This is a genomic window from Streptomyces sp. NPDC048288 (assembly GCF_043201555.1).
Taxonomy (GTDB): domain Bacteria; phylum Actinomycetota; class Actinomycetes; order Streptomycetales; family Streptomycetaceae; genus Streptomyces.
The window spans coordinates 344,272-355,875 of record NZ_JBICZD010000005.1; the positions used below are offsets into that span (position 1 = coordinate 344,272).

9 protein-coding genes are annotated in these 11,604 nt (G+C 71.6%); 2 read left to right on the forward strand and 7 right to left on the reverse strand.

Going from position 1 to position 11,604, the window contains the following annotated elements:
• From ACGFZS_RS20320 to ACGFZS_RS20335, 4 genes are all read right to left on the reverse strand, one after another.
• Positions 1 to 1,035 carry an LLM class flavin-dependent oxidoreductase gene (locus tag ACGFZS_RS20320; protein WP_393796263.1) on the reverse strand — a complete coding sequence of 345 codons (1,035 nt, stop codon included), beginning with the start codon at positions 1,033 to 1,035 and terminating at the stop codon, positions 1 to 3.
• A gap of 77 nt (positions 1,036 to 1,112) precedes the next feature.
• Complete coding sequence (locus ACGFZS_RS20325) at positions 1,113 to 2,615, reverse strand: metallophosphoesterase family protein (RefSeq protein ID WP_393796264.1); 1,503 nt, start codon at positions 2,613 to 2,615, stop codon at positions 1,113 to 1,115.
• A gap of 60 nt (positions 2,616 to 2,675) precedes the next feature.
• A complete protein-coding gene (locus tag ACGFZS_RS20330; RefSeq protein WP_393796265.1) occupies positions 2,676 to 3,758 on the reverse strand; it encodes an MHYT domain-containing protein in 1,083 nt (360 codons plus the stop codon).
• A gap of 111 nt (positions 3,759 to 3,869) precedes the next feature.
• On the reverse strand, positions 3,870 to 4,520 hold the full coding sequence (locus ACGFZS_RS20335) for an NADPH-dependent F420 reductase (RefSeq protein WP_393796266.1): 651 nt from the start codon (positions 4,518 to 4,520) through the stop codon (positions 3,870 to 3,872).
• A gap of 883 nt (positions 4,521 to 5,403) precedes the next feature.
• Here ACGFZS_RS20335 and ACGFZS_RS20340 point away from each other — a divergent pair.
• Complete coding sequence (locus ACGFZS_RS20340) at positions 5,404 to 5,832, forward strand: GNAT family N-acetyltransferase (RefSeq protein ID WP_393796575.1); 429 nt, start codon at positions 5,404 to 5,406, stop codon at positions 5,830 to 5,832.
• Between the two features lie 289 nt (positions 5,833 to 6,121).
• Positions 6,122 to 8,524, forward strand: a complete 2,403-nt coding sequence (locus tag ACGFZS_RS20345; RefSeq protein WP_393796267.1) for a M4 family metallopeptidase — start codon at positions 6,122 to 6,124, stop codon at positions 8,522 to 8,524.
• Between the two features lie 58 nt (positions 8,525 to 8,582).
• On the opposite strand, the gene ACGFZS_RS20350 is transcribed toward ACGFZS_RS20345, so the two are convergent.
• From ACGFZS_RS20350 to ACGFZS_RS20360, 3 genes are all read right to left on the reverse strand, one after another.
• Positions 8,583 to 9,749, reverse strand: coding sequence for a glycoside hydrolase family 64 protein (locus ACGFZS_RS20350; RefSeq protein ID WP_393796576.1), 1,167 nt, complete (start codon positions 9,747 to 9,749; stop codon positions 8,583 to 8,585).
• 193 nt (positions 9,750 to 9,942) lie between these two features.
• Positions 9,943 to 10,698 carry a dienelactone hydrolase family protein gene (locus ACGFZS_RS20355; RefSeq protein ID WP_393796268.1) on the reverse strand — a complete coding sequence of 252 codons (756 nt, stop codon included), beginning with the start codon at positions 10,696 to 10,698 and terminating at the stop codon, positions 9,943 to 9,945.
• A 115-nt stretch (positions 10,699 to 10,813) separates the two neighbouring features.
• Positions 10,814 to 11,434, reverse strand: coding sequence for an L-threonylcarbamoyladenylate synthase (locus tag ACGFZS_RS20360; RefSeq protein ID WP_355729751.1), 621 nt, complete (start codon positions 11,432 to 11,434; stop codon positions 10,814 to 10,816).
• Positions 11,435 to 11,604 lie beyond the last annotated feature (170 nt).

Genomic DNA, 11,604 nt, shown 5'->3' on the forward strand with positions numbered 1-11,604 from the left:
TCAGGCGGCGGAACCGGGAAGCCGGCCCAGCGCCGGGCCGAGGCGGGTCGCCATGTCCGTGAGGATCTGTACGTAGTCCTCGTGCTCGAAGTCGAAGGGCAGCGCGAAGGCCACCTCGTCGACCTCGCGGAACCCGGCGTGCGCGTGCAGCCGCTCGGCGATCTCCGCCGAGGTGCCCACGACGTCCGGCGCGAACAGCAGCCGCGCCGGGCCCTGCGGGGCCGTGGTGCGGGGCAGCCGCTTGGCCGCGTACGCCTCGTACCGGGCACGCTGCTCGGGCGTGGCCGAGTCGGTGGGGATGACGACCAGGCCCTGGGAGACCCGGGCCGCCTCCCCGTCGGGGTGGTGCGCGCGGAACTCGCGGATCTGCGCCCGCTGGATCTCCGCGAAGTCGTACGGCCCCTCCGGATCCTCGGCCTTGACGACACTGCTGGTCAGGAAGTTCATCCCGTGCTCGCCCGCCCAGCGCGCCGAGCCCAGGCTGCCGCCGCCGTACCAGAGCCGCCGCCCCAGGCCGGGGGAGTGCGGCTGGACCACGTCCGAGAACACCTCGAAGCCCTCGACCCCGCTGAAGTCGGTGGCCGGCTTGCCGCGCACGAAGTCCAGCAGCCGCCGCACCCGCTCGTAGCCGAAGTCCTCGCTGTCGGCCGTGTCCGGGTAGAGGGCCTCCTTGACCTGCGCGTAGTGCATGGGCGGGCCCACGCTCACGCCGGGGTTGAGGCGCCCGCCCGACAGCAGGTCGACGGTCGCCAGGTCCTCGGCGAGCCGCAGCGGGTTCTCCCAGCCCAGCGGGATCACCGCGGTGCCCAGTTCGATCCGGCTGGTGCGCTGCGAGGCCGCCGCCAGCACGGCGACCGGGGACGAGATGCCGTACTGGAGGTGCCGGTGGCGCACCCACGCGCTGTCGAACCCCAGCCGCTCGCCCAGCTCGATGATCTCCAGCGTGGACTCGTGGCCCTTGCCCGGGTCCGCCCCGTCGAACAGGCCGATGGTGAGGAAGCCCAGTCTGCGCAGCGGGCGGGGGGTGGACGGCACGGGTCCTCCAGCGGTCGTACGTCAGTTCTGCCCCGATTGTGGCATCCGAACATTGCGGGAGTGTGATCAGTTCCGGGTCAGGTCAGGGGGATGGTGATCTCGTCCTCGACCGGCGGATCCAGCTCCTGCGGGCGGTTCCCGGTGGCGGCGAAACAGCGCAGCCGTACCGCCTCGGGGCTGACGTCGAGGCGCAGGAAGCACTTGAAGAAGGGCGGGCTGTAGGTGGCCGAGCCGGGGGAGAACAGCTGGGTGTAGATCTTCTTCACCGGCAGCCGGAACCGGGGGCCGCGGTCCGGGCGGCTGCCGGCGCCGAGCAGGGTCGCGACCAGCCGGGTGCGCCGGGTGACCCGGGTGTCCGGGGCGGGAGCGCGGCCGGGCGTGATGCCCAGGCGCTCGGCGATCACGGCCGTCGCCTCGGCCTCGGTGAGCGTGAGGAAGCGGCGCAGCCGCAGCTTGCGGGCGTACAGGCGGCTGTAGAACGCGAGGGAGTCGCCGCGCAGCGGGTAGCAGCGGAAGTCGTCCTCGGTGACGTTCGCGATCGACACCGGCGGGATGGTGTGGGTGGCGTGCATGAAGGCACCGCTGCCGCCCGCGACCACGTACTGGATGGTGCGCCCGGCCACGTCGACGGGGTAGCGCTGGTAGTTGTGGATGTCACCGCCGATCGCCGCCACATAGTGGTGGTCCGGGTCGCGGACGATGTCGTCGACCGTGCCGCCGCCCTCGATCGGGCAGGGGTGGTGCTCGCCGTCCACGTACAGCGGGGAGCCGGTGACCAGGATCTTGGGACGCGGCCCCCGGGACACCTCGCGCAGCCAGGCGCCCTGCTCCGCGTCGATCGTGCCGAGCAGGCCGGTGTCGATGCCGACGATCCGCACCGGGCCGGCGTCGATCGCCCAGTAGGGACCCGGCTGGACGGCCGTCTGCTCCGGTCCCGGCCGCAACTTCCGTGCCTCCGCGAGGAGTTGCTCGTCCGCCGGGCGCGGCCGGTGCCAGAGCAGGGCGCGCCACCAGGCCCGGGTGAGCGGGCGGGGCTTCGGCTCGGGCGGGAGCGGCGGGGTGTCGTCGCAGAAGACGCGCATGAACGCGCCGAGATCCTCGTACCAGTCGTGGTTGCCGGGTATCGCGTATATCGGCGCCGGATAGTCCTGGTACGGCCGGAAGAACTTGGTGCCGTAGTCGTCGGTGGTCCCGACCGGATAGATCACGTCGCTCGCGATCACCGCGAAGTCGGTGTCCTGACCCGCCTTCAGGAACCCCGGCACGACCGCGTACTGGGAGTCGTCCCCCTCGCCGGTGTCGCCGATCACCATGAACGAGAACCGGTCCGCCTCATGACGCCGGATCACCTTGTCGGCGGGCGCCCCGGCGGCCGCCCGCCGCGCCACCCAGCGGCTGCGGGTTCGGCCGGTCGGGTCCCCGAACCAGGAGGCCAGCACCCCGTTGCGGGCGGCCCACATGGTCCTGGGGTTGAACCAGAAGATCTTCTCGACATGGTCCGGCATCAGCCGGCGATAGGCACCGCGCTCGGCCTCGCCCCAGCCGGCGCCCGCCGCGGTCTTGCGTGAGGAGTCAGACACGCGGGAACCGTAGCAATGCCCAACGGGCGGGTGGGGCGAGGGGGTTGCCTGCGTCCCGCGTCACCATTCATAGGGGTTCGCGGGGGCGCCGTACGGGTCCTGCGGACCACCGGGCGCGGGCCGGGCCTGGGTACCGGGCCGACCGCTCCCGCCCGGCGTGCCGTGAGGCGGGCCGTACGGGCCGACTCCGCCCGGCGCCGGGCGACCCGGTGTGCCGAACCGGTCCGGGCCGGCCGTGGCGGGGCGCGCCGGGGTGCCGTTGCGGTCCGTCGCACCCGGCGCCGGGCGGCCGCCGCGGTTGCGAGGGGTGCGCCCGCCGCGCGGGCCCGGCGGCCGTGACCGCGTCGCGCGGACCGGTGCCGACGCCCCCTCCCGGCCGGCCTGCTGCCGTCCGCTCCAGTCGCCTTCCCCCAGCACCAGCAGCGGATCGAACATCACCACCACCCCGGCCAGCAGCAGGAACACGATCGGGCCCAGCAGCATGGGCAGCAGCAGCGAGGTCGGTGACGCGCTCGACCAGGAGGTGGCGGAGGCCGGGTGCACCTCCACGCTCACGGCCGCCATGGCCGTGTAGTGCATGCCGGACACCGCCAGCCCCATCACCAGGCTGGCGCCCAGACTCGCCGTGAAACCCCTGATCGAGACGGCCGCCCAGAGCGCGGCCGTGGCCGCCGCGATCGCGATCACCACCGAGAGGGCGACCGTCAGCGGGGCGTAGTGAATCGTTCCGTCAAGGCGGAGTGCCGCCATGCCCAGGTAGTGCATGGCCGCCACGCCCAGACCCGTGATGACGCCCGCCGTCCAGAGCGTCCCGGCGGTCGCGCCCCGGTAGCCGACCGCGAAGACGCCGATGCCGACCACCAGGATCGCCACCGCCAGACTGAGCAGGGTGAGGGCCACGTCGTAGCGGATCGTGGTCTCCTGGACGTGGAAGCCGATCATCGCGATGAAGTGCATGGTCCAGATGCCGCAGCCGATGGCCGCCGCCCCCAGCGCGAGCCAACCGGGCTTCCACGACTGCCCGTTGTGGTACAGCGACCGGACGATGCAGCGCAGCCCCAGCGCACCGCCCAGACACGCCATCAGATACGCGGCCACCGGAGTCACGGCGCCGTAGTGGAACCCGTTGATCGTGCCGTGCATGTGCAACTCCCCCCAGAGTCACGGCTGTTGTGAGGAAAGTACTACGCACCGGGGGCGTGCGCCGCAGGGTTCACCAGGACTTCAGCCGTCTCTCGGGCACCAGGGGGAGGTTCAGGGGGCGACGATCTTGAGCGCGCTCATCCAGCCGTGCCCCTCGGGCCGCGACTGCAGGGCCATGTGCAGCAGCTGGATGCCCTCCAGCTCGCGGGCGTGGCGCAGTCCGCCCACGATCACCGGGTTGAGGCCGCCGGACGCGGCCAGCTCGGCCACCTGGTCGCGGGCCGCCGCGTCGTCCCCGGCGATGAACACGTCCAGCGGCAGCCCGCCGACCTCACCCGCGAGCAGCGGGCCCGCGAACGTGGTGTTGAAGGCCTTCACCACCCGGGTGCCCGGCGTGGCGGCCTCCGCGATCTGCTGTGCGCCGGAGCTGTCCGCGGGCACCGTCAGCGAGTCCAGGGTGGCGAAGTCCACGGGGTTGGTGATGTCGACGACCGTCTTCCCGGCGAGCTGGTCCCCGTACTCGGCCACGACCTCCTTCGCCGCGTCGAACGGCACCGCCAGCACCACCACGTCCGCCGCCCCGACCGCGTCCGGCACAGCCGGGGCCACATCGGCACCGGCCACCCGCTCGACCAGGGCGTCGGCCAGCGCGGTGGCCTTCGCCGGATCGGTACCGACCAGCCGGACCACATGCCCGCCCGCCAGGGCCCGGGTGGCGATACCGCCCGCCATGTTGCCTGTGCCGACGATGAAGACCCGCATGGGTGAGCCCTTTCGGTGGGGGTGGGAGCTGCCGACGTCCGGACCGGGCGCGAAGACAGACCTCGGACGCGAATCAGGATAAATGGGGCGGGGTGGAGTGGCTCGGCAGGGCTGGCCGGGAGATCGCGTGATGTTCCCTGGGGGTGGGGAGGAGGAGGCTGCGGGGCGCAGGGTGCGGGGGCGTGGCGTCCGGGGTGGTGCGGGGTGCAGGAGTATGCGGCGTTCGGCGGGTGGGGTGGGGTGTGTGGCTTCCGGCGGATGATGCGCGGTGCGCGATGCGTGGATCCTCGGCGCATGGTGTGCCGAGGCGTGACCGGCCCGGCGGGCCGCCGCTGGGGCGAATCGGTGGCCCGCTCCGTCCCGGCGGCGCCCCGCCGAGGGCGGGGACCGCCGCGGGGCACGCCTGTCGTCCGCGCCGCCCCTGGTTCCTTGCGCCGCGCCGCAGCCGCTCACCGCCCCGCCCCGGCGCGCTCGCACCGCTCACCGCCCCGCCGCGTGCCCCGCCTCTCCGGCATCTCGTCGGCATGCTCGTCGGTCGGCCCCGAACTTGCCTCCACCGTGCGCCTGTTGTGAGCCGGACCCGCCCCTTCACCCGCCGAACCGGTCCCATCGGCTCCTCCGGCTCCTCCGGCTCCTCCGGCTCCTCCGGCTCCTCCGGCTCCTCCGGCTCCTCCGGCTCCTCCGGTCCCACCGGTCCCACCGGGTCCACCGGTCCCACCGGGTCTACCGGGTCTACCGGGTCTACCGGGTCTACCGGGTCTACCGGGTCCACCGGGTCCACCGGTCCCATCGGCTCCTCCGGCTCCTCCGGCTCCTCCGGGTCCACCGGTCCCACCGGCTCCATCGGCCCCCGGATAGTCTGGCGTTCGTGTGGGACTGGGAGATGAGGCCGGCGTCGGTGGCGGATGTCGAGGCGGTGGCTGAGTTGCGGGCCGTCGTGTTGCGGGCCGATCTGGAGCGGTTGGGGCGGTACGACCCCCGGAGGGTCCGGCAGCGGCTGCGGGACGGGTTCGACGCGGCGTGCACGTGGGTGATCGAGGTGGGCGGCGGCTTCGCCGGCTGTGTGGCGCTGCGCCCGGCCGGGGACGCCCACTGGCTGGAACACTTCTATCTGGCACCGGCGGTTCAGGGCGCCGGCGTGGGTTCGGCCGTGCTGCGCGAGCTGCTGGAGCGGTGTGATCGTGACGGCGTCGTCGTCCGGCTGAACGTCCTGCGGGGCAGCGCGGCCCGACGGCTGTACGAGCGGCACGGATTCATGGTCGAGACCGAGGACGCGGTGGACGTGTTCATGGTGCGTACGCCGACCCGCTGAGCCGCCACCCGAGTCGCGGCCCGTCCCGGCAGCCCCACGGTGCATAGGGAAAACCCTCGATTGACCTCGACGTGGCTGACATGCGCGGGTCAAAACTGGAATCCTCGCTCAGCACACGCTTTCTCCATCTCTCCACGGCGTGTCCACGGATCCCGGAGCGCACCCCACGTGGCCCGTTCCAGGATCCCTGATCCCGGTTCCCGCACAGCTCAGCTCGTCCCGGACAGCACACCCGTCTGCCCGGTCTGTCACCGGCCGCGACCCGGCGGCCGCAGCAGGAGGAGTACGAGTGAGACGTCTTCCCCACAGACGCGCGACGGTAGGGGCCGCCCTGGTCTCCACCGCGGCCTTCCTCGCCGTCGGCATCCAGTCGGTCCCGGCGAACGCCCAGCCCGCCGCCCCCCACCCCACCCCCGTGCGTACGGGCGGCCTGGAGGCCAAGCTCAGTCCCGCGCAGCACACCGCGCTGATCAAGAGCGCCCAGCAGAAGACCGGCACGACGGCCCGCACGATCGGCCTGGGTGCCAAGGAGAAGCTGGTCGTCAAGGACGTCGTCAAGGACAACGACGGCACCCTGCACACCCGTTACGAGCGGACGTACGCCGGACTGCCCGTCCTCGGCGGCGACCTGATCGTGCACACCCCGCCCGCCTCCCTCGCGGCCGGCACGGTCAGCACCACCTTCAACAACAAGCACACCATCAAGGTCGCCTCCACCACCGCGACCGTCGCCAAGTCCGCCGCCCGGACCAAGGCGCTCAAGACCGCCAAGGCCCTCGACGCGCAGAACCCCGCCGCCGACAGCGCCCGCAAGGTGATCTGGGCCGGCAACGGCACGCCGAAGCTGGCCTGGGAGACCGTGATCGGCGGCTTCCAGGACGACGGTACGCCCAGCAAGCTGCACGTCGTCACGGACGCCACCAACGGCAAGGAGCTGTACCGCTACCAGGCGGTCCAGACCGGCACCGGCAACACCCAGTACAGCGGCACGGTGACCCTCAACACGACGCTGTCGGGGTCGACGTACCAGCTGTACGACACCACGCGCGGCGGCCACAAGACGTACAACCTCAACAACGGCACGTCGGGCACCGGCACCCTGATGACCGACTCCGACGACGTCTGGGGCACCGGTTCCGGCTCCAACACCCAGACCGCCGGCGCCGACGCCGCCTACGGCGCCCAGATGACCTGGGACTTCTACAAGAACACCTTCGGCCGCAGCGGCATCAAGAACGACGGTGTCGCGGCCTACTCCCGGGTCCACTACAGCAGCAGCTACGTCAACGCCTTCTGGGACGACGACTGCTTCTGCATGACCTACGGCGACGGCTCCGGCGGCACCCACGCGCTGACCTCGCTGGACGTGGCCGGCCACGAGATGAGCCACGGCGTCACCTCGAACACGGCCGGTCTCAACTACACCGGTGAGTCGGGCGGGTTGAACGAGGCGACCTCCGACATCTTCGGCACCGGCGTGGAGTTCTACGCGGCCAACTCCTCCGACGTCGGTGACTACCTCATCGGCGAGAAGATCGACATCAACGGCGACGGCACGCCGCTGCGCTACATGGACGAGCCGGACAAGGACGGTTCGTCGGCCGACAGCTGGTACTCCGGCGTCGGCAACCTCGACGTGCACTACTCGTCGGGCCCCGCGAACCACATGTTCTACCTGCTGTCCGAGGGCAGCGGCAGCAAGACCATCAACGGCGTCACCTACAACAGCCCCACCTCCGACGGCGTCGCCGTGGCGGGCATCGGCCGGGCCGCGGCCCTGCAGATCTGGTACAAGGCGCTGACGACGTACATGACGTCCAGCACCAACTACGCGGCGGCCCGCACCGCGGCCCTGAACGCGGCCTCCGCGCTGTACGGCTCCAGCTCCACCCAGTACGCCGGGGTCGGCAACGCGTTCGCCGGCATCAACGTCGGCAGCCACATCACCGTGCCCACCTCGGGCGTCACGGTGACCAACCCGGGCAGCCAGTCCTCGACCGTGGGCACCGCGGTGAGCCTGCAGATCTCGGCGAGCAGCACCAACAGCGGCTCGCTGACCTACGCGGCGACCGGCCTGCCGACCGGCCTGTCGATCAGCAGCTCGACCGGTGCCATCACCGGCACACCCACGACGGCGGGCACCTACAGCACGACCGTCACGGTGACCGACTCCACCGGCGCCACCGGCACGGCCTCCTTCACCTGGACCGTCAGTTCCAGCGGAGGCGGGGGCACCTGCACCTCCTCGCAGCTGCTGGGCAACAACGGCTTCGAGTCGGGCAACACGACGTGGACGGCGACCAGCGGAGTGATCACCAACTCCAGCAGTGAGTCGGCGCACGGCGGTTCCTACTACGCCTGGCTCGACGGCTACGGATCGACCCACACCGACACGCTGTCCCAGTCGGTGACGATCCCGAGCGGCTGCACCAACACCACGTTCACCTTCTACCTGCACATCGACACCAGCGAGACCACCACCAGCACCCAGTACGACAAGCTGACGGTGACCGCCGGTTCGACCACCCTGGCCACGTACTCGAACCTCAACGCGGCCTCCGGCTACACCCAGAAGTCCTTCAGCCTCGGGTCCTACGCGGGCTCCACCGTCACCCTGAAGTTCAGCGGTGTCGAGGACTCCTCGCTGCAGACCAGCTTCGTCGTCGACGACACCGCCGTCACGACCGGCTGACACGCAGGGCAGTTGAGCGGCCCGTGACCGGATTCCGGTCACGGGCCGCTCGGCCGTGTCAGCTCAGCGGGTCCAGCGTCAGGTACGCCTGCTGCGGACTGCCGTCGTTGACCAGGGACTCCTGGTTGCCGACGTCGTCGAAGGCGAAGGCGTACGCCTTGCCGTCCGCCATCTGCGCGTGGATCTTCCGCGCGTACTGGTTGGTGACCGAGTCGAGGTAGAAGTCCGCCGGGTCGGTGTCCGGCTGGTTCGCGCTCGTCAGCAGGGTCGAGCGGTTGAACCCCGCGCACAGCGTGCGCGAGATCGGGCCGCGGACCTGGTCGTTGGGCGCGTCGAGCAGGTTGTGGCAGCCGAAGACGCTGTTCGCGTCAGGCTTCTGGAAGCTCGTCACCACCGCGCCGGAGGAGTTGGTGAAGTTCATGACGTTGCCCGAGACCCGGCCGAAGTACTTGGTGTTCGGCTGGTCCGCGAACGGGGTGACGGTCAGGGTCGACGACGCGTACTTCGCCCACACCCGGTTGACGTAGTCGTCCATGACGGTGGACGGGAGCGCGCCGGTCTCCACGCCGTACAGCGGGGAGAGCGCGCGCAGCACCGTGCCGTCGGACCTGGTCTGGATCAGGTTCGCCCAGCCGCCGGGCTGTCCGCGCAGGGCGCTGAAGAACCCGTTGTAGCCGCCCGACTTGAGGTGCCCGGTGCCGGCCGTGCTGCCGTCGGCGCGCTGCACCCCGACCGCGTACGGCACCGAGAACATGTCCACCTGGGTGCTGTTGATCCACAGGCCCGCGTCGTTGAGCGTGTACTCGGACCAGTTGAAGAGGATGTCGCGGTTGGGGTCGGTCGGGTTCTGCACCGCGGGCTGCACCAGACCGCCGGTGGTCAGCCGGAAGTCGAGCTTCTGGCCGTAGGAGAAGTAGATCCGGCCGGAGAACTTCGGGATCCGGATCGTCTTCGACTGGCCCGCCGCCGGGCCGGTGATCGAGGCGTCCGGCGCCGGGGTCGGCGGGTTGCCGCCGGCCGGCCAGGCGTGGAAGGTGCCGTTGGCGTCGGCGTAGCCCTGCTTCCCGGAGGAGAGCTGGGTGCCGAGGTCGTAGATGTACACCTGGTCGCCGCGGCCGGAGTTGTTGGTGATCTTCAGCGGGATCGTGTCCGGTACCGCGGCGTCGGCCGAGTGCGGGGTGCCCAGGGTGAGCGCCCCGCCGAGCAGCGCCGCCGTGGCCGCCAGGGGCAGCGTCCGGCGTGCGAGTCCTGTGCGCACTCTCCACCTCCGTGTGGGGTCGGGGTTGGCACGGATGTTGGTCCGGACCAAGTCTGAGAGCGCTCTCAGCGTGCCGGTGGGGCGGGTGCATGTCAATGTGCGGGACGAGATCGGGGCCCCCGCCGGTCGGCGGGAGCCCCGTGACGCGGACGCGATCGGCTCAGAACGTGCGCTTCAGCAGGCCGAGCAGCGCGTCCCAGTGCCGCTCGGCGGCCTCGGCGGAGTACGACGGGGTGTCGGCCTGGGTGTAGCCGTGCTCCGCGCCCCGGTAGATCTCGACGGTGTTGCGGACCCCGGCGGAGTCGAGCGCCTCCTGGAAGGTGTGGATCTGCTCCTCGGTCATCGACTGGTCCTGGTCCGCGAAGCCGAAGTACAGCTCGGCGGTGACCCGGTCGGCCAGCAGGTGCGGGCTGTCCGCGCCGTCGGTGACCATCCGGCCGCCGTGGAAGCCGCCCGCCGCCGCGACCCGGTCCGGGAACGCGGCCGCGGTCCGCATCGCGAGCCGGGCGCCCATGCAGTAACCGGTGATCGCGACCGGTCCGTCGGCCACCAACGGGCTCGCGGCCAGCCAGTCCAGGTAGGCGGCCGAGTCCCGGTCGCTCAGCTCCGGGGTCAGCGACATCATCACCGGCATGATCCGCTGCCAGATCGTCGGGTCCGCGGAGGGGTCGATGAACTCCGGCAGCTCCCCGACCGGCGTGCGGCCGTGGCGGTAGAAGACGTTCGGGACCAGCACCGTGTAGCCCTCGCCGGCCAGCCGGTCCGCCATCGCCTTCAGGTGCGGGCGGATGCCGAAGGCGTCCTGGTAGAACAGCACTCCCGGGTGCGGGAGCCCGTCGGCGGGGTGGGCCAGGTAGGCGTCGGCGACACCGTCCGCGGTGGTGATGTCCACGTCGGTTCCCTGTACGGCGGTCATGGCGCAAGTGCCTCTCTGTGGAGTCGGCGTCGGGGTGCGGGACACCCGGCGCGGCATGTCCTGATCATCGTGGCACGCGACGGTGGGGGAGCCGCTCCGGGGGAGCCGGAAGTGGTCACTCGAAGCGCGCGGTGTCCCCGGCACCGCGGCGGACGATCTCCGCCTCCCCGCCCGAGAAGTCGATGACCGTCGTCGGCTCGGTGCCGCACTCCCCGGAGTCGACCACCGCGTCCACCTGGTGGTCGAGCCGGTCCTTGATCTCCCAGCCCTGCGTCAGCGGCTCCTCCTCGTCCGGCAGCAGCAGGGTGCTGGACAGCAGCGGCTCGCCCAGCTCCGCCAGCAGCGCCTGGGTGACCACATGGTCGGGGATGCGCACACCGACGGTCTTCTTCTTCGGGTGCAGCAGCTTGCGCGGGACCTCCCGGGTGGCCGGGAGGATGAAGGTGTAGCTGCCCGGGGTCGACGCCTTCACGGCCCGGAACACGTCGTTGTCCACCCGCACGAACTGGCCGAGCTGGGCGAAGTCACGGCACATCAGAGTGAAGTGGTGCCGGTCGTCCAGATGCCGGATCGAGCGGATCCGGTCGATGCCGTCCCGGCTGCCCAGCTGGCAGCCGAGCGCGTAGCACGAGTCGGTCGGGTATGCGATGAGCGAGCCCGAGCGCACCGCGTCGGCGATCTGCGAGACGCTGCGGGGCTGGGGGTTGTCGGGGTGAACGTCGAAGTACTTCGCCATTCGCCGAGCTTATGCCGTACGAGCGGGAAGCGGCTCGCGCGGCCCCCCGCGCCACGCACCGGGGGCCGGCCGGAGACGTGGGGGGGGGGGGGGGGGGGGGGGGGGGGGGGGGGGGGGGGGCCGGCGGGGGCGGGGGGGGGGGGGGGGGGGGGCGGGGGGGGGGGGGGGCG